The sequence below is a fragment of the Streptomyces sp. NBC_01707 genome (genome assembly GCF_041438805.1).
Lineage (GTDB): Bacteria > Actinomycetota > Actinomycetes > Streptomycetales > Streptomycetaceae > Streptomyces.
Genome location: NZ_CP109190.1, coordinates 9286059 through 9309652 on the forward strand (window position 1 = coordinate 9286059; position 23594 = coordinate 9309652).

20 protein-coding genes are annotated in these 23594 nt (G+C 67.6%); 12 read left to right on the forward strand and 8 right to left on the reverse strand.

What is annotated here, in order from left to right; all coding sequences use genetic code 11:
* Positions 1-90: 90 nt before the first annotated feature.
* The 3 genes from OG963_RS41515 (at position 91) to OG963_RS41525 (ending at position 2954) form a co-directional block, all read left to right on the forward strand.
* Positions 91-756 carry a winged helix-turn-helix domain-containing protein gene (locus OG963_RS41515; RefSeq protein ID WP_319740445.1) on the forward strand — a complete coding sequence of 222 codons (666 nt, stop codon included), beginning with the start codon at positions 91-93 and terminating at the stop codon, positions 754-756.
* A complete protein-coding gene (locus OG963_RS41520) occupies positions 753-2048 on the forward strand; it encodes an MFS transporter (RefSeq protein WP_319740446.1) in 1296 nt (431 codons plus the stop codon). Before OG963_RS41515 ends, OG963_RS41520 begins: the two co-directional genes overlap by 4 nt.
* 453 nt (positions 2049-2501) lie before the next feature.
* Entirely contained in the window at positions 2502-2954 is a 453-nt protein-coding gene (locus OG963_RS41525; RefSeq protein ID WP_030932737.1) for a nuclear transport factor 2 family protein, read from the forward strand.
* Between the two features lie 410 nt (positions 2955-3364).
* On the opposite strand, the gene OG963_RS41530 is transcribed toward OG963_RS41525, so the two are convergent.
* Together OG963_RS41530 and OG963_RS41535 are read right to left on the reverse strand one after the other, a co-directional pair.
* Positions 3365-4759: a phytoene desaturase family protein gene (locus tag OG963_RS41530; RefSeq protein WP_371800116.1), complete on the reverse strand. Its 1395-nt coding sequence runs from the start codon at positions 4757-4759 to the stop codon at positions 3365-3367.
* A 320-nt stretch (positions 4760-5079) separates the two neighbouring features.
* The gene (locus OG963_RS41535; protein WP_371800117.1) at positions 5080-6258 is read right to left on the reverse strand and encodes an alpha/beta hydrolase; all 1179 of its coding nucleotides are present in this window, start codon (positions 6256-6258) and stop codon (positions 5080-5082) included.
* 282 nt (positions 6259-6540) lie between these two features.
* On the opposite strand from OG963_RS41535, the gene OG963_RS41540 reads away from it, so the two are divergent.
* A complete protein-coding gene (locus tag OG963_RS41540) occupies positions 6541-7017 on the forward strand; it encodes a diadenosine tetraphosphate hydrolase (RefSeq protein ID WP_371800118.1) in 477 nt (158 codons plus the stop codon).
* A 72-nt stretch (positions 7018-7089) separates the two neighbouring features.
* Here the strand turns inward: OG963_RS41540 and OG963_RS41545 are convergent, their stop codons facing one another.
* Entirely contained in the window at positions 7090-7503 is a 414-nt protein-coding gene (locus OG963_RS41545) for a hypothetical protein (RefSeq protein WP_319740449.1), read from the reverse strand.
* An 86-nt stretch (positions 7504-7589) separates the two neighbouring features.
* The gene (locus OG963_RS41550; RefSeq protein WP_319740450.1) at positions 7590-9110 is read right to left on the reverse strand and encodes a hypothetical protein; all 1521 of its coding nucleotides are present in this window, start codon (positions 9108-9110) and stop codon (positions 7590-7592) included.
* 536 nt (positions 9111-9646) lie between these two features.
* On the opposite strand from OG963_RS41550, the gene OG963_RS41555 reads away from it, so the two are divergent.
* Complete coding sequence (locus tag OG963_RS41555) at positions 9647-10030, forward strand: VOC family protein (protein ID WP_319740451.1); 384 nt, start codon at positions 9647-9649, stop codon at positions 10028-10030.
* A gap of 132 nt (positions 10031-10162) precedes the next feature.
* Here OG963_RS41555 and OG963_RS41560 read toward each other — a convergent pair whose 3' ends face one another.
* Positions 10163-11044 (reverse strand): alpha/beta hydrolase, encoded by an 882-nt coding sequence (locus OG963_RS41560; RefSeq protein WP_319740452.1) that lies wholly within the window; start codon positions 11042-11044, stop codon positions 10163-10165.
* A gap of 180 nt (positions 11045-11224) precedes the next feature.
* Positions 11225-11716: a GNAT family N-acetyltransferase gene (locus tag OG963_RS41565; protein WP_319740453.1), complete on the reverse strand. Its 492-nt coding sequence runs from the start codon at positions 11714-11716 to the stop codon at positions 11225-11227.
* Between the two features lie 54 nt (positions 11717-11770).
* On the opposite strand from OG963_RS41565, the gene OG963_RS41570 reads away from it, so the two are divergent.
* A complete protein-coding gene (locus tag OG963_RS41570; protein ID WP_371800119.1) occupies positions 11771-12349 on the forward strand; it encodes a TetR/AcrR family transcriptional regulator in 579 nt (192 codons plus the stop codon).
* 438 nt (positions 12350-12787) lie between these two features.
* Here OG963_RS41570 and OG963_RS41575 read toward each other — a convergent pair whose 3' ends face one another.
* Together OG963_RS41575 and OG963_RS41580 are read right to left on the reverse strand one after the other, a co-directional pair.
* A complete protein-coding gene (locus tag OG963_RS41575; RefSeq protein WP_371800120.1) occupies positions 12788-14203 on the reverse strand; it encodes a cellulose binding domain-containing protein in 1416 nt (471 codons plus the stop codon).
* A gap of 275 nt (positions 14204-14478) precedes the next feature.
* The gene (locus OG963_RS41580) at positions 14479-15897 is read right to left on the reverse strand and encodes a glycosyltransferase (RefSeq protein WP_371800121.1); all 1419 of its coding nucleotides are present in this window, start codon (positions 15895-15897) and stop codon (positions 14479-14481) included.
* A gap of 2173 nt (positions 15898-18070) precedes the next feature.
* Between OG963_RS41580 and OG963_RS41585 the strand changes: the two genes are divergently transcribed.
* The 6 genes from OG963_RS41585 to OG963_RS41610 all read left to right on the forward strand — a co-directional run bounded on the left by OG963_RS41585 (position 18071) and on the right by OG963_RS41610 (position 23532).
* Positions 18071-18388, forward strand: coding sequence for a hypothetical protein (locus tag OG963_RS41585; RefSeq protein ID WP_030932700.1), 318 nt, complete (start codon positions 18071-18073; stop codon positions 18386-18388).
* A gap of 845 nt (positions 18389-19233) precedes the next feature.
* Positions 19234-20895: an ATP-binding protein gene (locus OG963_RS41590; RefSeq protein WP_319740457.1), complete on the forward strand. Its 1662-nt coding sequence runs from the start codon at positions 19234-19236 to the stop codon at positions 20893-20895.
* Positions 20896-20899: 4 nt separating this feature from the next.
* Positions 20900-21310, forward strand: a complete 411-nt coding sequence (locus tag OG963_RS41595) for a roadblock/LC7 domain-containing protein (RefSeq protein ID WP_030932694.1) — start codon at positions 20900-20902, stop codon at positions 21308-21310.
* A complete protein-coding gene (locus tag OG963_RS41600) occupies positions 21307-21678 on the forward strand; it encodes a DUF742 domain-containing protein (protein ID WP_030932692.1) in 372 nt (123 codons plus the stop codon). The genes OG963_RS41595 and OG963_RS41600 overlap by 4 nt, the downstream gene beginning before the upstream one ends.
* The gene (locus OG963_RS41605; protein WP_319740458.1) at positions 21659-22267 is read left to right on the forward strand and encodes an ATP/GTP-binding protein; all 609 of its coding nucleotides are present in this window, start codon (positions 21659-21661) and stop codon (positions 22265-22267) included. The genes OG963_RS41600 and OG963_RS41605 overlap by 20 nt, the downstream gene beginning before the upstream one ends.
* Complete coding sequence (locus tag OG963_RS41610) at positions 22264-23532, forward strand: cytochrome P450 (RefSeq protein WP_319740459.1); 1269 nt, start codon at positions 22264-22266, stop codon at positions 23530-23532. Before OG963_RS41605 ends, OG963_RS41610 begins: the two co-directional genes overlap by 4 nt.
* Positions 23533-23594: the final 62 nt, after the last annotated feature.

Below are 23594 nucleotides of genomic sequence, written 5' to 3' on the forward strand. Positions count from 1 at the left end.
CACCTCACCCGGACAGTAGACGGTTCTTCGCAAACAGTTCTTCGCGAATAAGTCTTCGCGAAGAACTGTTTGCGGTTTAGAGTGTGCGGTATGACTGACTCAAGCGAGAGGCCGGATGGCTCCGACGCCGAAGCAGAAGCGGTTGTTCTGGATGCCAAGGGGCTGCGCGCCCTGGCGCACCCGGTGCGCGTGCAGTTGGTAGGGCTGCTGCGGAAGTACGGCCCGTCGACGGCCACCCGCCTCGCGGAACGGCTGGGCGTGAATTCCGGTACGGCCAGCTACCACCTGCGCCAACTCGGCGCTGCAGGGTTCGTCCAGGAGGACACGGAACGCGGCAACGCGCGAGAGCGTTGGTGGCGTTCGGTGCACCAAAGGACGTGGTTCAACGACGCGAATCTGGCCGAGCGGGAACCCGAGGCCACACTGGCCTACCTGCAGTCGGTGGCCGCCACGTACACACTTCGCGCGCAGCAGACGCTCAACGAGCTCCAGACGATGCCTCGCGCATGGCGGGACAACTTCGACATGAGCAACTGGGCTCTGCGGCTCACGCCCGAGGAGACCGCTGCCCTGCACCAGGAGTTCAGGGACGTCATCGCCCGCTACCGACCGGATACCCCAGAGGCGGCGGCAAGCGCCCCCGAGGGAGCGGAGCGAGTCGATGTCATCACGCACGTGCTGCCCGAGCTGGATCTGCCCGCCGCATCGGCGGACCCTTCCATCCCTCAGAAAGCAACAGGGACGGAGACGTCGTGACGACGGGCGTCCCGTGCGCCGACGACGCGGCCGGCAAACGCTCCTTACGGCCGCTGGGCGGGGTGCTGGCAGCCATGGCCGTATCACTGACGGGCACTCGGGTCTCGGCTGTTGCCCTGCCCTGGTTCGTGCTCGTCACGACCGGCAGCGCCGCCCAGACCGGCCTGGTCGCCTTCTGCGAGATGACTCCCTACGTGGTGGTCAAGGCGTTCACCGGGCCGCTGGTGGACCGGATCGGCCCGCGGGCCATCTCCTGGACAACCGATCTGGCCAGCGCTGCCGCTGCCGCTGCGGTTCCCGTCCTGCATGCCCTGAACCTGTTGTCCTTTCCGTTCCTGCTGATCCTGGTCGCGCTGATCGGCGCGGCCCGCGGGCCTGGTGACCTCGCCAAGGAGGTCATGGTCCCGGAGGCCGCCGAGCGCGGCCGGGTGCCGCTGGAACGGGCCACTGGTCTGACCGGTGTGACCGAGCGGCTCGCTTCCACCGTCGGCCCGGCGGCCGGCGGTTCCCTGGTGGCGCTGCTCGGCCCCCTGACAGGCCTGGTCGTCAACGCCGGTTGCTTCGCTCTCGGATCCGTGATCGTCGGACTGGCGCTGCCACGCGGCATGGGGCATGCAGCCGAAGGAACCCCCTCGCAGGCCGGGACGGAACCGGGCTACTGGCGACGATTCGGCGAGGGCTTCACCTTCCTGCGCAAAGAGCCGTTGCTGCTCACTGTCATCGTCATGGTCGCGATCACCAACCTGCTGGACGCAGCTTTCGCCGCGGTGCTCATGCCCGTCTGGGCCCGAGAGTCCGGCAACGGGCCGACCGCCATCGGCCTGGCAGGCAGCGTGCTGGGAGCCGCTGCGGTCGGTGGGAGCCTGATCGCCGCGATGGCTGCGCACCGACTGCGGCGCCGAGTGGTGTTCTTCATCGGATTCCTGTTGGCCGGGGCACCGCGATTCCTGGTCCTTGCCTCCCACGCGCCGATGGGAGCGGTCCTGGCCGTGTTCGCCGTCAGTGGATTCGGGGCGGGCTTCCTCAACCCCGTGCTGGGGGCCATCCTCTTCGAACGGGTGCCGACTCGGATGCTGGGCCGGGTCAGCGCGCTCGGAGACTCGCTGGCCTGGGCCGGTATCCCTCTCGGCGGACTGATCGCTGGGGCCGCGGTGGCCTCCGTCGGACTCGTGCCGGTGCTCCTCGTCGGCGGAGCCGCATACTTCCTCACCACGAACCTCACCGGGCTGCGGCCCGAGTGGCGCGACATGGACCGCGTGGATGCGCGAGGGGCCCCCGAAGCGGCAACCTGAGGACGACGCTCAGCCGACCAGTGCAAATGTCGTGACAAGGCTGTCCTGCCGAAGTGGCTTCTCGCCCCACCGCGAACGCGACTTCCGAAGCCCGGATGGTTTGAGAACACCGGCCTCCTGCGTCCTCAAACCACCAGACACCTCCGCAGGTCAGCGAACCGCTGCCGCCCAGAAGCAGTTCGACAGGCAGCGCATGTCCCGGCGCATGGAAGCAGTCGGATTCTCATTCGTTCTCGTTCGTGCGAGCGGATCCTCATCGCGGTGCGTTCCGAGCGGGGCCGTGTCACATTCCGGAGGGCCGTGGCGTCGTACTCCTGAGACGAACGCGCCATCAAGCGAGTCGGAGCCAGGGACGCTTGGCGGGACCGGATGTACCGCCATGGTGGCGGCTTCCATCCCGTGGAGGCCCGGTGTCGTTCGTGCGCGGAGTTCAAGGCGCTAGGGAGGCAATCGATGAGTGACTTTCAGGCCATCGCGGATCGCGTCGAGATCGAGGCGCTGCGGGGTGAGTTCACCGACGCGGTGATGATGCGCGACTACGACCGTATCGCGTTGCTGTTCACACCGGACGGCGTATGGCGGATGCCCAACATCCCCGTTGAACTCGCAGGGCAGGAGCCGATCCGTGCCTGGGGGAGGCGGGTGCCGGATGTCGTGGACTTTCTTGTGCAGAACACGCACCCGGGCGTGATCCGACTTGACGGCGACACCGCGTTCGGCCGCGCGTACATGTCGGAGGTCGGGCGTGGCCGCGACGGCCGCGGCGGCTTGAACTACGCCATCTATCATGACCGTTATCAGCGCACCGGCGACGGCTGGAAGTTCGCCGAGCGCGTCTACGAGGTCCGGTACGAAGACGCCTCGACGCTGGCCGGCTCACCGCCGCGCACAGCTGAGGGTTCGTGATCGGTTCACCGTGAAAATGAGGTCCCCGGACATCGGTGCTCTCGGACAGCCTGGCACGAACGTCTGATCGCTCGCGCTCAGGATGGCGTGTCGCTCTTCGAAAGGTCCAGGGAGCCCTACGGGCCTCCCAAGCCGCGTACATAGGTCAGGGGCCGGCTGTCTGCCGGAATCGCGTTGAACGCGATGTCCAACCGCGCAGACGGACATCATTGAGTACCTGGCGGGCCGTGAGCCGACCCGATGTGGCGTTGTTGCCCGCGCCGGGCCATGTCGCCGCACCGGTCAGGTACAAGCCGGGGACCGCCGTGCGGTAGCCGCTGTGTCCAGACATCGGCCGAAAGATAAAGTTCTGGGAAAGGTGGTGGCTGCCGGCGACACTGTCACCGCCGACAAGGTTCGGATCGGCCGATTCAAGGTCCTGGGGGGGTGTATGCGGTGGCGTGGACAATCCGTGCCCGGCTGCCGGGCGCGTAGTGCTCCAACTTGGTCAACACCCGGTCCGTCATCGGTTCGACCGCTTCAGGCCAACTGGTGTGCCGGATGGCCCCTGCCGCATCGCCGCGGACAACCGAGGGCATCGTACGGATCTGGATCCACACGACGTGGCGGCCTGCCGGGGCCCGAGTCGGGTCGATCGCGGAAGTCTGTCCCACGATGAGTAGTGGCTCCACGGGCAGGAGCCCGGCCTGGGAATCGGTATAGGTACGGGCCAGATCATCGACGTACGGTGCCACGTGCACGTACCCGAAGCCGGCGAGCTCACTTCCCGCCGCCCACGGCAATGGCCCGTCAAGTGCAAGGTGCAGCATCATGGTGCCGGGGCCGTACAGGTATCCGCGCGATTTTCGGCGCATCTGCGCAGGTACCTGATCGGGTTCCAGCAGCCGCTGGTACAGGGCCGGGGGCCCGACGTTCGCAATCACGGCGCGACGCGCTGTCAGTGTGTCGCCGTCGGCGCAGCGCACACCGACAGCCCGGCCGTTCGAGCACAGGACGCGGTCCACCTCGGCACTGGTGCGGACCTCGCCGCCGTGCTCCGCCAGAACCTCGGCGAGCGCTTGAGGCAGTCGCTGCGCGCCCCCTTCGACGACGGACATGCCATTTTCCATGTCGGCGAACATCTCCAGGAGCGGGAACATCGCGCCGCCGGCCACGTCCGGACCGAAATCCAGGTGCATGCCCCAGCAGGCCGCCATGGCCCGCGCCTCACGGGTGGTGAACCAGGCCCTGCCCAGCTCCCTCGTACTCATCAGCAGCGTGTGCGTGAGTTGTCTCGCACCACGCAGGCCATGGTGACGCAGGAGGCTGAGAACCTGCCGAACTGCCGCGCTCGACGGCACTGCACTTCCGTAGAGGCCGAACAGGTACGGCGCGAATTGTTTGTACTGCTGATAGAGGCCGGCGAAACCTTCGGCGTCCCCGGGGTTGTGTTCCGCAAGTTCCCCGATGGTGCGCTCGTAGTCGGAATGGACACGCACGCTCGACCCGTCCGGGAAGACGTTGGCATAGGGATGGTCAGTAGTGCGGAACCGCAGTCCATGGCGTGACAGGTCGGAACCGAAGTCCGCGTACGTCTGGGATCCGAGGAAGAGGTTTTGGTTGGTGGAGTACAGGTCGTGCATGAACCCCGGCAATGTGACCTCACCGCTCGCGATGGCACCACCCACCGTGGCGTTACGCTCCAGCACCGCCACCGACCACCCCGCCCGAGCGAGGTACAAGGCTGCCACGAGCCCGTTGTGACCGCCGCCGATCACGACCGCATCGTATGAGTGTGCTGCAGTCATCCTGGAGCCCATGGGCATGTCTCCCGATCGGTGCGTGGCTACTCCCGACTCCGGAATGTCCCTGTCTCCATGCTCCTCCCGTATCGACGGAACGCAACACCCGCGGATCGGCTGACGCTGCCGGCCCAGGTGCGCTGACCTTCGCCCGCCCGCGCTGAAACGGCGGCGGCGCCAAGTCTCTGCCCGTGTTCGGGAGACCGTGCAGACCTGTTCCGCCCGGCGTTGTGCGAGGGGGCGCGCACACGACGCCGGGGGTGGGCTTGATGCCCTCGGCCTGCTGCTACCACTCCGTCCGGACGGCGGACGCGCCGGTCCGTCCGGTGGCCGGCTGGCCGGATCTATCGGGCTGAGTCGGGAGTGGGCTGCGGAGCAGCCAGGACCCAGGCGGCGAAGGCTTCGACGCCGTCCACGACGGCTTCGAAGCGCGCGGAGTGGAACAGGTCGAACGCGTGCTGTGCGCCGGGCAGTTCGGCGTAGACAACGGCGCTGTCCGAGACGCGGCGCAGCCGGTCGACGAAGTACCGGGTGCCCTCGACCGTCGCCAGCGCGTCCTTGGTGCCGTGCGCGATGAGGATCGGTGGCGCACCGGGGTTGAGGTACGCGTACGGTTGGTTCGGCGACGGCGTGGCGTCGGGCTCTTCACCGAAGAAGTGGCCGTAGTAGCCATACAGGCAGATCGCCGCGGTGACCGAGGTGTCGGCCGACTCGAATCCGGGCTGATACACCGGGTCGTTCGGCGTGAGCGCGCAATGGGCGGCCAGGTTGGAGCCGGCGGAGCTGCCCGCCACGAACAGCCTCGACGGATCGGCGCCGTACTCGGAGGCGTGCTCGCGGGCCCAGGCGATGACCTTCTTGGCGTCGATCTGGTGGCCGGGAAAATCGGTCTGGGGCCGCAGCCGGTAGTTGGCGCTGATGCACACCCATCCCTGATCGGCGAGCCGGTAGAGCAGGGGCCGTGCCTCACGGCTCTTCGCTCCGCTGGTGTAGTGGCCGCCGTGGAAGTAGATCAGGACCGGCCCGCTCTGCGGTGTGTCGCGGCGGCGGTAGATGTCGAGCAGATTCCGGCGGCCGGCGTCCCCGTAGCTGATGTTGGGGATCCGCTGCACATGGCGCCGCCGCATCAAGCGCGACAGCAGCAGGATGCGCGCCCAGGGCCGGTGGCGGCGCAGCGGTACGTGCACACGATCCCGCCAGTCGGCCCCCAGCCCCTCCTCAAGGGCGCGCCCGACCACCTGGTCCGTTCGCAGGCCCCGCCAGGCGGACACGGCCATCCCGGGGATGGTGGCGAGGGCCACCGCGGCCGTCACCTTGCTGGCCGGTGACTCCAGGTCGCCTTGGCCGGCGGCCAAGGCCGTGGAGGTCACCACGGCGAGCATGCCCAGGAATGGCACCTCGTTGAGGACCATGCCGAACCAGAAGCTCAGTGTTGCCAGCGGCCGGGGCCGGCGCGGTGCGACAACGGCGAAGAAGGTGCACCAGGTCAAGAGCGCGGTCGTCACCACGTATCCCATAGGCATGCCCATGACCCTACCTTCGTCAACTCTGGGAGAACGCCCGGTACTTCATCTCCCAGCCTTGCCTTGCCACGGAGGTGACGCCCTTGGCCACCGGCATCCATGTCCGGTACGAATCAATTCCGCTGGGAACCGGGACATCGAGTTCTACGACCAGTACGCGGTGATGGGGATCTTCGAAAACGGCCGGGGCCGCTCCTCTCCCCACTTGCTTGGTCTTTGAACTGTGTGAGGAGGATGGGGATCGAAGAGCGGTCCTTGATCACCAGAATGTAGGTTTTGGCCATGAACGGTGACTGGCGGATGGACCGGATCGGGACTGCGCTGAGGGGCGAGAACCCGACCGTGCTGCGACGGCTGACATCTGGGTTCGCGGTGATCGGGGACGTTCAGTTCCTGCCGGGCTACTCGGTTCTGCTCGTGGACGAACCGGGTGTGCAGCGCCTGTCGGACCTGCCGAGGGCGAAGCGGCTGTCCTTCCTGTCTGACATGGACCAGCTCGGCGAGGCGGTCGAGCGTGCCTGTCGGCGGCTGGACCCGGCTTTCCGACGGGTCAACCTGGAGATCCTGGGGAACACGGACCCGTTCTTGCATGCGCATGTCTGGCCGCGGTTCGAGTGGGAGCCGGCCGAGGCGGTGGGTGCTCCGGTGTGGCTCTATCCGCGTGAGTGGTGGAGTGACGAGCAGTTCAGGCTCGGTCCGCAGCATGACGTGCTGCGGGATGCGATCGGCAGCGAACTGGACCGGCTGCCGACCCGATGAGCCGAGACTCACCCGCGAATCACCTACAACCGGCAGGACAGTTGAACGGCGGCAGAGCCGGACTCCTGCGACTCACAACACGTAGGGCCAGAGACTGACGCTGTTCCGCTCCACACGGACCTCGACCCACGTTCCATCGCTTGCAGCCGGTGGCAGCGGATCGGCGAGGTCGAACAGGATTTGGGTGCCGGCTACTTCCAGCACGGCCCCACCATCACCCGTGAGAGTCAGTCGGCCCCGGAAGGCAATATGCCTTCCGTCCTCAGCCAACTTGGGTGAGGACGAATCGGCCGGCCGCGTGTTGCCGTCCCAGGCCACGGTTTCATCGACAGTCCACTCCACATGATGCTCGCAGCCCACTTCCGTCGGGTCGCCGCACCAGAACGCCGCGGCGTCACCCACCTCCGAGCGCACCCGAACTGTCGCTGGCCTTCCGGGAACCTGTCGCACTGCTTCTACCTGGATCAACACCTCGTCATCATCCATGGCGGCACTGCATTGCCAAACATTTCCGCCAGGACAGAGCACTCTCTGAGCACCGGAAAGCGTTGAAGGCCCGGACCGAATGCCGGTCACATGGCGACGCCGGCGTCCTCGCGCGGTCCTGCGGGGGCGGATTCGGGGGCCCGGCCGGCCGACGGCACGGTGTGGTGGGCGTCCGGTTCACCGATGGGGCCGTCGGCCGCCGTGCGGCGACGCGCCACGAAGGCGATCGCGATCAGTGCGAGTGCGACGGTGCCGGAGAGCGCGGGCCAGTACACGTAACGGTAGTTGGACTCGGGCGCCGTGGGCAGGTAGGCGAGGATGTACAGGAGGGAACTGGCCCCCAGGAGCCGGAGTTCCCGGGAGTAAGGGCCGGTCCACCGGCGACGCAGCACAAGTACCAGCGAGACGGCCAGCCAGAACCAGCCCTGGAAGAGCATCGGCAGGTCGCGGGCGAAACCGGTCACATAGTTCTGCAGAGCCGATCTCAGGGTGTCGTTGAGCGGCTCCTTCTGCACAACGGGGTGTAGTCGGGCGTCGGCATTGACGTAGGTGCCGTTCCAGAAGACCTGGTTGCTCTGGAAGAGCAGCTTGGTGAAGACCCGGACCCGATACTCGACGTAGCCCTTCCAATGCCGAGGCATCTGCTGCGTCCACATCCGGACGATGACGTCCGCGCGGTGATTCAGATACGTCACGTCGAATGGCCGGCTGCGCGGGTAGCACTGCAGGTACGCGTCGGAGGCGATGTGCCGCTTCTGGCAGTTGACGGCGGTGGTGACCAGGCGGTCACGCAGGTCCGCGCTCGCGCCTGCCTGTTCGGCGGCGGTGCGCACCTGGGCCGGGGTGAGCACGTGGACGAGATCGTCCACCGGGATCACTGCGTACACGCGGGTGGCCAACGGTGCGGTGGCCGCGGAGACACCGGCGCTGCCGGCGATCACGACCGCGACGAAGACACCGGTGGCGGCCAGCCAGCGGCGTCGGCCCGGGGCGGGCCACGCCGCGAGGACCAGCAGGGCGAAGACCGGGATCGCGGCGGGGATTCCGTTCTTCCGTACCAGGGCGGCGTACGCGAGAAACAGCACACCCAGCACCAGCAGGGCCCAGCGGGTCCTGGCCCGGCCCTCTGGAAGGTCACGCACGGTGAGCGCGATCGCGAAGACTGCGAGGAGCGCGTACGCCATGTGCACGTCTTTCCACACCACTCCCGTGAGGTTCATGATGTGCGGCGCGAAGCCGACGGCCAGCACCGCGAGGGACAGCCCACGGCTGCCGGTCTTCTTCCACCCCAGCCGGGCGAGGACCCAGAGCGTCCCCCAAAGCACGGCGGCCTGCAGGGCGGCCATGGTCGAGAAGTCCCCCGTGATCCGGATGATGATCCGCCACAGCAGCGCCATCACCGGCGGATGCCAGTCGTTCATCGGCTCGTCCCCCAGCGCCTGCCACAGCTGGGTGTTGCTGTCCGCGCTGAGGTACCCGGGGTGAAAGACGGTGGCGACGGCGTAGCCGCAGGCTGCCGCGATGGCCGCCAGGCACCACGGCCACAGCGTGCCGGCCCTCCAAGCTCTCCGCAGTGTGGTGGTCCACCGGTCGACGGTTCCGGACATGTGGGCGGGGTCCTCCCAGCCGATGATGACGGGTCGCGTTGTCGCTCAACTGCGAGCCGAGAGCAAACAGTTCGCGGGCAGCATGACAAGAATTTACGCGTATCGGACAGAGAAGAACAAACCGGAACGATTATTCACCCGTACGGCGAGATCGCCGTGTGGCATCACAAGGTCGCCGGCAGAGGCGGGAATCTTGATCACGCGCACTCGGCTCGGGCAACCCCCACCTGCTCGTAACCCCGCTCACCCGGACCGCCGACGCCGCTCACGTCTGCGACGGCCTCGCCCCCGTCGACAGCCCGCCCCGTAGCCTGCGCTCCACCGGTCTGCTCAACCTCTCGGACGAACTCGACGCCAAGGTCCTCACCGCTGCGCTGGGGAGTTCTTACGCGGGATCGCCCCACTGCCGACCCAACCCGGATTCCGGCAGGTCGATGTGACGCGCCATGGGATGGGAGAAACTCATCGGGCGGGGGAGCAGTGCTTGTGCCGCTCCGACGGGGACGGGGCCGGGTCGGTGCACCTATGCTCGCGGCATGGCATGCCGAATCAGCGAACTCGTCATCGACGCGGAGGACCCTGGCCGACTGGCCGCATTTTGGTGCGATGTCCTCGGCTACGTCGAGCTGGACCGAGAAAGTGACGGCAGTATCCAGATCGGTCCGCCCGGCGCCGGATTCGGCGGAGCACAGCCGACTCTCGTCCTCAACGCGGGCCGCAGCCCCCGGATCGGGAAGCTCCCGCTGCACATCGATGTCAACGCCACCGACCGCGATCAGAACGCAGAGCTGGCCAGGTTGCTCGCACTGGGCGCCGTGCCCGTCGACGTCGGTCAGACCGGAGAAGAGAGCTGGCATGTCCTGGCCGACCCCGAGGGCAACGAGTTCTGTCTCCTGCGCAGGCGGCTGAAGTCCATCTGACGTTCCGCCACAAGGAACAAGGTCCAGCGGACGGACCGCCCCCACTGGCAGTGCGGGGTTGCCGGCTCGCGATGGCGACGGCGGCGCGGTCCGGACGGTGGATACGCCGCCTCGGCCTGCGAGTGGGAGCGATCAGCGCGTGTGCGCGTCCAAGGCGTCGATGATCTCGAGCCAGAGTTCGCGGGGACGGTCGTGCCCCATGCCGGGGAGCAGCAGGAGCTTCGCTCCGGGCACCAGGTCGGCGGTGCGCTTCCCGCCGCTGGGATCGATCAGCGTGTCATCCAGACCATGAATCACCAAGGTCGGCACCGGAAGCTCGCGGAGTGCATCAGCGCGTGAGCCCCCGAGGATCATCGCACCGAGTTGCCGCCCGACTCCGGCCGGGTAGTACGCGCGGTCGTAGCTTTCGGCAGCCAGCTCACGAAGGAGTGCGGGGCTGCCGAATCGCTTGGAGGCCCACACCAGTTCCCTTTCCGCCGCTGCGATGTATCCCTCGCGATCTGGCGGCTTCGGGCTGGAGATCACTGCTTGGGCCTCGGCGCTGGGCCGGCCGTATTCGGTTTCGCCGGTCGAGGACATCATCGACGTCAGGGTCAGCACTCGCGCCGGCTGGTGGATGGCCATCGTCTGGGCGATCATGCCGCCCATCGAGGATCCGACCACGTGAGCTCGTTCGATTCCGAGTGCGGTGAGCAACCCGAGGCCGTCGTCGGCCATGTCCTGCAGTGTGTAGGGCACCATCGCGAGGGCGGACGAGATGTCCCCCGAGCTCACAGTGCTGATGAACCGGCCCATGTCGACGGGGTGATCGTCGAACTTGGTGGACAGCCCGCAGTCGCGGTTGTCGTATCGGATCACGTAGCGTCCACGCTCGGCCAGTGCACGGCAGAAGTCTTCGTGCCAGGCGATCATCTGAGCGCTGAAACCCATCACGAGCAGGACAGCCGGATCGGAGGGATCGCCGAAAGTCTCGTACTCGATGGACACTTCGGGCGAGGCTTCGGCGATCGGCATGCTGCGAGTCTCCCACCATCGGCCGTCAGCGCGCACCCAGGTATTGGCGTCGCCTGACATGTGCGTTCGGCAGCGGCTGGTGCCGCCCACCGCGGCTGGACCCTGCCCTGGCCGAGCAAGGGCGAAAGGCCGTCGATTCGGAGTCGCCGGGCGGACACGGTGTCGGCCCCGGTGGTTCCACTAGAGGCGGCGCTGCCAGGTCTGGCCGACGAGGTCGTGTCCAAAGCTGCGATGAGGCTCTTCGGCGACGAGCTCGAACCCCTGTTTCTGGTAGATGCGCCGGGCCGAGCCGAGTACATCGTTGGTCCACAGGGTGATCGACTCGTACCCGGCCTCCCGTGCGAACCGCAGGCACTCCTCGACCAGGCGGGCACCCAGGCCGAGCCCGCGCATCGCGGGATCGACGAGCAGAAGGCGCAGCTTCGCGGTTCGGTCGTCGCCGCGTACGCAGAAGACGCAGCCGGCCCGCACTCCGTCGACCTCGGCGATCCATGCCGCCTGCGGTCCGGGGTCCTTCTGCTCGGCGTAGTCGGCGACGATCCGGGCTACGAGCGCCTCGAAGCTGGTGTCCCAGCCGAACTCGTGGTCGTAGAGCGCGCCGTGCGCCATCACCACCCAGCCCAGGTCCCCGGGCCGGTCCAGCGGACGAATAGCCACCTGACGCTCCTCCATGAAGTTCTCACTACTCCCGCATCACTGAAACGACTGTTTCAGTAGACTAGTCCGGTGCCCCGATCCGAGACAAACCCCTCCCCCCGGCGGCAGGAGCTGCTGGAAGCCGCGTACGCCCACGCCCTGCGCAGCGGCCTCACCGACCTGTCCCTGCGCCCGCTCGCCGAGGAGATCCGGTCCAGCCCACGCGTGCTGCTCTACCTCTTCGGCAGCAAGGACGGTCTGATCCGCGCCCTGCTCACGCGGGCCAGAGCCGACGAGCTGACCGTCATCAGGGAGATCGCCGACTCCCAGGACGGGCCCGGGGGGCTGCAATCGGTCGCCCGTGAACTGTGGCGGTGGCTGTCCGACGTCGCCCACCGCGGCCTGCTGACGCTGTGGGTCGAAAGCTACGCCCGCTCCCTCATCGAACCGGACGGGCCGTGGGCCGGGTTCGCCCGCGATACGGTCGGCGACTGGCTGGCGCTGCTCGCCTCCGGGCAGCCCGCTGAATTCCGCGATACCGAGGCCGGGCTCGCGCAGCGCACCCTTGTCCTCGCAGCCTTGCGGGGGGCGCTGCTGGACCTGCTCGCCACCGGGGACACCGCGCGGACCACCGCGGCGGTGCACCTTCAGTTGGCTCGGTCGGGGTGACGCGGGCCGGCACGCAGCAGATCCTCGGCCCGACGAGGATCGCACCGGGAGCCCACCGCCGAAATGAGTGACGCACCTGGCCGGACAGTGCGACTACGCCGCCCGGTCGCAGGGGCGGCCAGACTCGTCTGCTCGCCACGTCCGGAGTGGCCGGCTGCTGCCCGACAAGGTTGCCACCCACGAATCGGCGCCAGAGCCTGCCTGCGGCAATTCCGGGAGAGATGCGCGTTTTGTGATAGTTCGCGTGTGTTCCGCGCGAATGGCGGACATCGTCGCGAAGCTGCCGTGGACGACGCGGCGGCACGGTCGGTGGACCGAGCGCCGCGTGCGATGCCGGTCGCGGTCAGTCTTGCGCTCGCGGGCCGCGCCGGTCCGGCGCCAGGCGCGGGCCCGGCCCAGGACTTCGGAGTAACCCGACAGTCGCGCAGTGCGACAGGCTCAGTGTTTGGGGGCGGTGTTGATGTAGTGGGTGCCGCTGCCGTAGAGGCCCTTCACAGCCTTCTGCACATCCTCCAGGGACTGAGCCTTGCCGGCCTTGTAGTAGAACCAGTTGACCTGCATGTCCCAGGAGCGCGGACCGGTGAAGGGAAGGTCCACGAACCAGGTGTTGAAGTTGATGGACATGTTCTGGCGTGGGAAGTATCTGCCGCCACTGCTGAACAGTTTGTGGCCGTCCACCGAGTAGGTGGCCACGCCGTCCACGGCCGTGATCATCATGGTGTGCCAGCCCTGAAGGCTGGAGACCAGTTTGTGCGTGACCCGGTCCCCGGTGTCGGCGCTGTACCAGCTCGTGGTGTCGAGCTTGGGACCCGGCGCACCCCAGCCCCCGTTCGGCATGTACTCGTTGTCGAGTTCGCTGTAGCGAGAGTTGTTGGGCGAGATCGTGTAGAAGGACTCGTTGACGTGGTCGCCGTTGCGACCACTCGTGGGCTTGTCGTTGAAGTAGATCCGGGCGGCGTAGGTCCCCGTCAGGAAGTGGGTGCCGCTGCTCTGCACCTCGGCCTGCTTGGTGCTCGCCTTCGTCCCGTCGGTGCTGGCCCGCAGTTGCAGGACCTGGCCGCCCGCAGCGGTCTTCTCGGCCGGGAAACTGACGCCTGCGGCCGACCATGTGTCGTGGATCCCGGGCCCACCCGGGCTGGTACGGACCAGCCAGCCGTGCGCGTGGAGCGCGGGATCGTCGGGGCCGCTGTAATGGAAGTCGTCGAACACGATTCCGCGCGGGTGGGCAGGCTTCGGGCGGGGAACGGACGAGTCCCGTGCGGACGCAGCAGCGTGGCCGGTGGAGCCGGTAGGGCCGGTGGAGCCGGCGTGGCCGGTGGGCTCGTCCCCCCAGACGTGCGCACCGCGCAGGTATGCGGTCACCGTCCTCGACGCCTGAAAGGTGGTGTCAGCGGCGTTGAACGAACGGTCGTCCAGCTGGTCCAGCTTCCTGCCGTCGGGGCGGTACAGCTGCAGTCCGATGGCTCCGCTCTTGGCGCCGGGTGCCAGACTGCCCGCGCCCTTCGTGAAGCTGATCTGGAGGTAGCGGTCTGCGGTGGGGGTGGGATCAGCCGGCGCGACGGTCTCCCCGGAGATGTTCGAGCAGCCGACAGCGGCCTTGACGCAGTTGAACGTGTACGAGGAAGCCCCGTCGCCGGAGAAGTAGTAGCGAATCGCCACGTCCGACAGGCGCACCCTCATGTCGGAGGTGTTGACAACTTCCAGCCATGGCTGGGCCACCGCAGCCGTGGCAGGGCTCCCGGCCTTGTACCGGATGGTGAGCTGTGGGGGCGGTTGATGCGCGGCCCGCCACTCGGGATAGAGCGCGAGGCCACCGGCGGCCACGGCGCTCACCAGAAGCAACGTCTTGAACATGCTCCACGCACGACGTCGAGGCCCCCGGTCATCAGGACGGACAGGGCGGACGGTAGGGCGGGCAGTGCCCACAGAAGCTCCCAGTGGAGGTGGAGGGGCGGCAGCGGCACCGGAGCGGGCGGAGGCCGAAGCCGTCTTCCTCGAGCGCACCTGACGGAACGCTCAGGAAGAGAGGCGGCGGCACTCTCCGTCGCATCGCCGTAGCGGAACGCCGGCCATGCGGGTTCCCGCATGCGCCGACCTTCGGACGGCTCCGGCGCCGAACCGAGCGGCGCCTACTGGACGGCCTGCGTCTGGGGGGCGGGAAAATCGAAGGCCGGCAGTGCGACCCCGTCGTCCGGGCTGTACGCGGGTCCGCTCCGTGAGTTCGCGGCCTGGTGCGGGATCGCGAGGGACGGGGCCGGAGCACCGACGCGGCCCTCGGGTGCTTCGACGTCCACGCCGACCTCGATCTTGGCGCGGGTGCCCCATTTGGTGTGGCGCAGGGTCGCCAGTGACCACAGGCGCAGCGGCAGCAGCAGCGCGATGTTGAGCAGCGCGTACAGCGGAGCGGCCAGGAACGTCAGCACCCGGTCGACGATCCCGACCATGGCGGCACCGCGCAGGTAGTGGATGGAGCGTACCCACGACATGACGCACATGTAGCCGATGTAGCTGGCGAGCAGGGCCCAACCGGTCGGGTGCAGCGCGATGGCCACGAGCGCGGTGACCATGGCTGCGGTGAAGGCAACCCAGGTGACGAGCTCGATCAGATTGAGCCACCAGTACATACGGCTCAGCCGGAACTTGGCGAAGAGCAGGAACCCTTCGCGGATGAAGGACTTGCCCCAGCGGATCTGCTGGCGGATGTAGTGCCCGAGACGTTCGGGGACGTCGGTGTAGCCGACAGCGCACGGCTGGATGAGGGACTTGCCCTCGGTGAGGCAGTAGTACGTCAGGCGCCGGTCGTCACCGAAGGTCGCGGGGCGCCCGAGGAACCGCTGGTCGAGGAAGTCGTCGAGATTCTTGCGGATGACCCATCCCCGGTACATCGCGAGGGAGCCACAGGCGCACAGGACGGAACCGAGACGGGAGTATGCGACCCGTTCGCCGAGGAAGGCGTTGACGTACCGCATGTCGATCAGGCGCGTGAGGAGGTTGGTGTCGCGGTTGTGGGCGAGGACCAACCCGGTGACGCAGTGGACACGGCGCTCCCCGAAGGGTTCGGCGAGTTCGGCGACGGCGTGCTTGTCGAGCACAGTGTCGGAGTCGATGCACAGATACGCGTCCGCGAGCGGGTCCTCACGGAAGCCCGCGGCGAGTCCGTGGCGCTTGCCGCGGTTGTCAGGGAACCGGATGAAGCCGAGACGGATTCCGGCCCTGTCGAACTGCGGGCGCATCTCCCCGATGAGGGCAGCGGCGGACTGGTCGGCGGAGCAGTCGTCGATGACCGTCAAAGACTGAGGCGGCAGGGTCTGCGCGAGGATCGATTCCAGACATCGCCTCAGCATCGCGGGGGATTCGTTGTACACCGTGACGACCCCGTGAATGTTGAGCCGATGGCTCGTTTTCCTGAATGTGAGCCCGGGGCTGCGGCGTCGGCGGATGGACAGGAGCAACTTGACACCAAGGAGAGAGCCGACGGCCACTCCGTACCAGTGCAATTGGCGCCAGGACGAGTAGATCTGGTCCCAAGCGTGTATGAGGGTTTGCATGACGAGTGAGGACTCCCTGACATCGTCGATTTGCTCGTACCCGGATAAGTATTGAGCTCATGTGTCCAAAATGGGGATATTTTGTCTGAGACATGTGACACACGATGCCTCCGCTGCGCCCGCGAGCAGGCTTGAGCGCGCCGCTGTCCCGGGTGCGGGGCGCTTATTCGATCCCGCTGGTTGCGGGATTTCGGTGTGTATGAATAAGGGTCGTTCAAGGCCTGCCACCTTGAGCTCCGAGAGATTGCGTCCCCTGTGTCTGAAGGCGGAGTTCCGCGTTCGCCGATGTGTGATCGTCTGGTTCGAGCGTCGGCGTCGATCGCGAGGGGCAGGGGAATATTCGCGCGCGCCGGGCCTGGCCTCGCCAGGTCCGGCGACGCCGTCGTAGGTGGTGTCCGTCCGCCTATGGGGGCCTGGCTGCCCTGACGGTTGCCGGGGCGCGGGACGGTGCGCTGCTCCCGTCCCGGATATCGGACAGGGTGGAGCTGACCAGGCCGTGGGTGTCGTGCGGGCTCGGATCGACGAGGCGGCCGCCGGACGAGGACTGGGTGTCACCGGTGCGCAGCGGGGAGTCTTGGACGGTGCAGCAGGTGGTGCAAGCCTGAGGCAGTCGGCCTGAGATCGCCGGTGGATATCAGGGCACGGTGCCGGGGTGGTCGCCGTAGGTGTCGTTCGATGCGGCGCCGAGGGTACGCAGCTGGTCGGGTAACCGGGCCTGAGTGCCGCATCCGAGGCTGTGAAGGCGGTCCCATGGATCCTCGTGACGGGATTGTGGCGGCCGATCAGAAGCCCCGCCGGACGGTAACTGGCGGGGCTCAATGGCTCTGAATCCATCGACACTCCATGTGGGAGATATCTCGCGTCGGCACTTTATGTGATCGAACGGCTACCCACGCGGCATGGAACACCGGAAGGGTGCCGAGACCTCGCCTGTTGAATGGCGAGTCCACGAAGACGAGGCCGATCGACCAGCAACGCACTCTGCCGGTGAAACGGGGACATCCCGGATAGCGACTTCACCGGGTAAAACTTCTCCTACGACGCACCAGAAGTCGTTGAGAACTCAACCAATACGGCTTCCCTGCTGTCAGGAAGTCTTTCCGTCGACATTGCGCCATCTGTAACAGCAGGAAGGAGTGAAAACACAGACTCACGCGCGCAAGCCTTGGTTCAGAGAAGTGACCGGTCCCAACGGGATCGCCGCGCTCCGAATTGTCGACGGCATGCATGCCTCCCAGAGCCCCCGTGGATCGGTCGGGTGGTGGTCCAGCCGCGGCCGGGAGGGACATCCGGGCCACCACGCGCATTCCGATCCTTACGCCGGACCGGGACCCTTGCACCTGGGCCGGGCGGATGATCCGCCGCCGCCCGGGCCACCCCGGAGGCATGGGCGTCCCGATGGCCGTCCACGCCTCCACCTCGTCGGGCGGGTGCAGTGCCGCCGTCAGGCGGATGGACGGGTGAGACTTCGCTCGATCTGCCGTCCCTACTGCTGCCACGCCGGCCAACCGTGACTGCATCGCCGACTGCCGCGAACCACCTGGCCGGTCGCGAGGTACGGAAAGGATGCAGTGGAAGTCGCCCGGGAGCGGAACCGCGCGCTCGCGACAGTTCCGGATCGATCCGCAGTCGAAGATCGAAGCTGAGCTGCAAGGATTCCAACAGGCCTCCTGGGGTACGCGGCGTCTACGGCTCGTTCGGTGAAGTGGAGGCGTCAGTCATGGCGGAGAAGGCGGAGGGTCGGAAGTTCTGTAAGGCGTGCGGCACGCCTGCGGCGGAGGGGGAGTTGTGTGAGCACTGCGGGCAGGTGCTGGAGTTGTCGGACCGGTACGGGCTGGTTGAGGACGAGGGGGCCGCTGTGCGGCGTGACTTCGAAGGCCGAAACCACTGAGGGCTGTCCCGTCGTCCCTGGCGGGCGCACGAGGACAGCTACACCCCTCGCCGCGTTGCCGGTACGCCCGAATACATTCGATAGGCGATCGTCCCTCCGCCTCGCGATGCACCGCATCTGACGCCGTGCACTGTTCCGCAAGGTATTGCGGGACAGTCCTCAGGCGGCACAAGTGGCACCAAGGTGCGCGTGCTGACTGGCCGTCACTCCATGGAGTGACGGCAACCCCTCATCAGGCCGGATGCGCCCCGCATGGCAGGGGCGTCCGTGTAAGGAGTTCCTGTGACCACCTACGTCATCACTGTTCCCGGTACCTTCGTCCACGGCCTCACCGATGCCTCACGCGCCGATATGGAACGCAGGCTGCGCCCCCAGGATCCGAAGAACACCGATCTGGGGGAGAGCGAGGAGCTGAACCTTCTGACGGTCGGTGAGGGCAGTACGTTTTCCGTCAGGCTCGAAGTCGAGGCCGACAGTCGGGCCGGCGCCGAGGCGGAAGCAGTACGTCTGGTCTCCAGCGCGCTGAGGGACGGCGGCTTCTCGCAGGACGATGCCCCGCTGGGCCCGGCCGCTGTGACGGGGATCGACCGCGAATTCTGACCACAGGCGTGACGCGCGGCGGGTTCGGTGGGTCCGGAGCCGCCGTTCGAGGTCAGCGAGATGGCAGGGGCAGGACGCGCTGGGACGTCGTTCGCCAGACGTACTTCGCTGACGACAGCGATGCCGGGCGTGGCGGAGCTTCTTGCGGCGTCTGACGGAGTCGGGCAGGCCGCAGGTACTTCCACCAGGGCTTCCGGTCGGCTGAGCGAAGGCGCCCCGCTGTATTTCGGCCATGCTGTTGATGCCTCGCTGACCGTCTGGCCGCTCTGTCGGGTGCCGGCCGTGTCCTGTGCCGCGGCGGTGAAGTGTGGGCGGCAGTGCACACCACCGGCCGGCGGGTGCAGGAGCTGGAGCCTGATCGGTGAGGCCGTCGGGTGCGTCCTGGACAGGCGGCGGTCTCTCGCACGTGCTTGCCCGCGAGGTCGACCGCACTGCCGTCCGGGGGACTGCCGTCCCGGGACTCTTCATTCCGGATGGGCGACTGCACCTGCCGCGTGCGCTGTTGACTGTCCCAGGCCACTCGGACGGCGAGGGCAGCCCTGCGGAGTGCGGTCGGTGTTCGTCAGGGGGCTCGCCCGGTCGTTGCTTGGAACTCGGCTGGATCCTGGCAGGAAGGGCTGGGCTTCCCGGCAGGGCCGGTGCATGCACTGCCCTGATCCGCTCGGAGCGTGACTTGATACGAACAGGTATGCGGAGGGGGTTGATCCTTTTGATGTCGGACCCGATAGGCTCCCCTGCGGCGCTGCGAGTTGACACGAACGCACTCGGTCGCCTCGTGCTGTGTTTTTGACGTATACGGCGCTTGCACACCCCCCTTGTTCGGTCGTTTGCTTCGAAGGATGCAGATGGAACTTGCCTCTCCGCCCCCGGCGGCGCGTGCACCGGTTGCCCAGTACAGCTGGTGGCTGATGCCCGTCGCTTTAGGAGCCGGGACCGTCGCCGCGTTGGTCGCGGGTCCTGACCAGGTCCAGATACCCGCGACGTTCGCCGGCGCCGCAGCCACCGCGGCCAGTGCTGTCTGTGTGCGGCTCCTCGTCCGCGCCCGGGGCCAACTGCGGCATACCAACGAGCACTTCCGCGCCTCGCAGGCCGAGCTCTCCCGGCAGTGGGAGCAGCACGCGGCGGGCCTGGAGAGGAATTTCGCGGCTGAGCGCTCCGGCCTGAACGCGGAACTGGCCGAACAGGCCAGGGGTTTCGAGGCTCGGCTCCTCGAGCAGTCGCAGGCCCACGAGAGCGACGCTGCCGCGCAGGCCCGGGACCGGGAGGAGCAACTCGCCCTCCAGCAGGCCGTCGTGGGCAGGCTAGGGGACTCGTATCTGCCCGATGCGCTGAAACGGTTGCGGGACGGCGAGGCGATCGACGACCTTCTCCTGGAGGTCGGCCGGGACACGGATGCCGGTCCGGAGCTGCGCGCCGAGTTGCGCAAGGTCCTGCGGACCGCGCTGATCGGTGTGGAGGAGGAGTTCGACCGTTCCACATCGGCCGAGCAGGCTGTGATCAGTATCGGCAGCCGGATCCATGTGCTGACCAGCAAGCTGCGCGGACGGCTGCACGAGATGCAGGGCGAGCACGGGCGACTGCCCGCGGTGGCCCAGGGGCTCATGGAATTGGACCAGGAGATCGGCCCTGCCGACTGTCTCGCGGCCAGTATCGGTGTGCTGGGGGGCTCGGACCGGCCGGGACGGCAGTGGCAGGAGCCGCAGCGACTGCTGAGCGTGGTGCGTGGCGGCATCGGACGGATCAAGGACTTCGACCGTGTCCAGGTCCGTCACCTGCCTGAACTCGGTGTCGACGGCGGTCTGGTGGACCACCTCACGCTGATCTTCGCTCACCTGCTGGACAATGCGGCGCGTTACTCGCCGCCCACCGAGGCCGTGGTCGTCTCCGGCAAGGAGGTCCCCAACGGCGTCGGCATCGAGATCCAGGACGCGGGCAAGGGCCTGAGCGAGGAGAAGAAGCGCGAGGCGGAGCAGTCCCTCGCTGGCACTTCGAAGGGCCCGGGCCTCGGTGGCATCTCGGAGGACGCGAACCTGGGCCTGCGTGTGGTGGGCTCCCTGGCACGCCGTTACGGCATCCGGGTCACCTTTGCGGACTCGCCGTGGCTCGGCACGTCGGTGGTCGTGGTCGTGCCGCACAAGTTCTTCAGTCAGCTGCCCGCCGCCGCGACCGAGCAGGCACCGACTGCAGTGGCCGCGCCGGCGCCCGAGCCGGTCCGGACCGGGTCTGTGGAGACTGCTGAGGCGCTGGACACCACTCCCGGTGGTCTGCCCAGGCGCCGCAGCATCCGGAACGATATTGCGGGACCGCAGCCCGGTGCCGCCGACCGCAGGGAGACCGTGGCCGCCGTGCCGCCCGACGCGTCCTTCACCGGCTTGGCCGCCTTTGCCACGGCCGGACGGGCAAGCGGCCCGCCGCGTGAGATGACCACGGACCGCGACGCGGCCACGGACGGCGAGACGACTGCCGTACGCGAGTTCAACGAGCACCGCACTGAAGAGAGCGACTAGTCCCATGACGCAACAGGGAACCGATGTGAGCTGGGCGCTCCGCGATCTGACGGAGAGCATCAAGGAGATCCGCTTCGCCCTCGTGGCATCGAGCGACGGCAAGGCGATCACTTCCTACGGCGCCGACGACCCCGACGACGTGGACCGGTTCGCCGCCGTGGTCGCGGGTCTGCAGGCGCTGGCCCAGCCGGTGGCCAAGCAGTTCCCCAAGTACGAGGGGCAGCTGCGCCTCGCGATGATCGAGGTGGACGGGGGCCACCTGTTCGTGGTGAGGGCAGGCGTGGAGACATACCTGGGAGTGCTGGCCAGGGAGGGACTCGACCAGGGGCTTCTCGGCCACCAGATGAGGGATCTGGCCCGCAGGATGGGCGAGCTCCTCGGCACCACTCCGCGCCTGGACGAGCACTCTGGATGAGTGCTCCCCGCCGTCCCACGGACCCGTCCGGTCTTGAGCGCTACTACGTCCTTACCGGTGGCCGCAGCGGACCGGACGGTTCTGCGGCGAGTCTTGACGTGGCGACCCTCATCGTCTCTCGTTCCGCTGCCGTTCCGGGCATGCAGCATGAGCACGAGGAGATCATCCGGCGCTGCCGCGATCCGCTGTCGGTGGCCGAACTGGGCGCCCATCTCGGATTGCCCTTCAACATTCTCGCGGTGCTCCTGGCCGATCTGCTGGACGCAGGCCGCGTCGAAGCCCGTAATCCCATCCCGGCGTCAGGCGCCGGCCGCGGGCCCGACCTCGCGCTCCTTGAGGAGGTACTCAGTGGACTTCAAAGGCTTTGACCATCCCGACCGAAAGTTGGGCGGCGGCACCCGCTCGGTGAAGGTGATGATCGCCGGAGGCTTCGGCACCGGAAAGACCACCATGGTGGGCTCGGTCAGCGACATCAAGCCGCTGACGACCGAGGAGACGCTGACCCAGGCCAGCGCCGGTGTCGACAACCTGATCGGCGTGGCGGACAAGACGGAGACCACCGTCAGCCTGGACTTCGGCAAGATCGGCATCAACGACGAACTGGTGCTCTATCTGTTCGGGACGCCGGGCCAGGAGCGGTTCTGGTTCCTGTGGAACGGTCTGTTCAAGGGCGCTCTCGGAGCGGTGGTCCTGGTGGACACGCGCCGCCTGGCCTCCAGTTTCAGGGCCATCGAGGAGATGGAGCGGCAGGACGTCCCCTTCGTCATCGCGCTGAACGTCTTCCCGGATTCCAAGGAGCACCCGATCGAGGAGATCCGCGACGCCCTGGACATTTCCCCGCACACCCCGATCGTGGCCTGCGACGCCCGGGACCGGGCATCCAGCCGCGACGTCCTTGTCGCGCTGATACGCCATCTCCAGGAACGCTCTGCCGCCGCCGCTCTGGAGCCCCGATGACCGACCAGCTCTCGAACGGCTCCTCCGCCCCCCGTGGCTGCCCCGTCGCGCACGGCGGTGCCGACGACCTCACCCGGCTGTACGGGCCGGACGCGGCACTCGACCCGCACAGCATCTACGGGCGGCTGCGCAAGGAGCACGGGGCCTTGGCGCCGGTACTCCTTGAGGGCGACATCCCGGCCTGGCTGGTCCTCGGCTACCGGGAGAACCGTCGGGTTCTCGACAACCCCCGCCAGTTCAGCCGGGATTCGCGCATCTGGCGGGACTGGAAGGAAGGACGCGTCGAGGCCACCTCACCGCTCATCCAGATGCTGGGCTGGCGCCCCGACTGCGTGTCCCAGGACGGTGAGCCGCACCGCAGGCTGCGCGGAGCGGTCACCGACAATCTGCAGAGCATCGCGGGCCGCGGAATCCGCCGCCATGTCACGCACTTCGCGAACAAGCAGATCGACGCGTTCGCCGACGAGGGCAGCGCCGACCTGGTGGGCGATTACGCCGAGTACCTGCCGATGCTCGTGCTGACCAGGCTGTTCGGTCTCCCGGCGGCCGAGGGGCACAACCTCGCCGTCTCCTGCGCCCAGGTCATCAAGGGCGGCGAGGGAGCCCTTGCTCACAACGACCGCATCATGGAGATCCTCGGCGAACTCGCCGAGCGCAAGCGCGCCGAGCCGGGCTCCGACTTCACCACCGGGCTGCTCGGACACGAGGCCGGGCTGGACGACGACGAGATCCTCAGCCATCTGCGCCTGGTGCTGATCACCGCGCACACCACCACCAGCAATCTGCTGGCCCGGGTGCTGCAGTTGATCCTCACCGACACCTCCCGGCTCGCGGGGCTGGTGAGCGGACAGCTCAACATCACCACGGTCGTCGAAGAGGTGATGTGGAACACCCCGCCGCTCGCCGTCCTCCCGGGGCGCTTCGCCACCGCTGACCTCGAACTCGCCGGTCACCACATCAAGGAGGGCGACCTGTTGGTGCTGGGACTCACCGCAGGCAACCTGGACCCGGAGATCCGTCCCGACACCGAGGTCTCCATCCAGGGCAACCAGTCGCACCTCGCGTTCAGCGGCGGCGCGCACGAGTGTCCGGGTCAGAACATCGGCCAGGCCATCATCGAGACGGCTGTCGACGTCCTGGTGCACCGGCTGCCGGGACTGCGCCTCGCCGTGCCGGCCGACGACCTCACCTCGACCGCGTCCACCTGGGAGGCCCGCCTGGACAGTCTCCCGGTCGAGTTCGTGGCACAGACCGCCGCGGTCTGACCAGTACGGACCACCGGTATGTGATCCACCTCTGCCCGGCCGGGCGTACCCGGCCGGGCAGA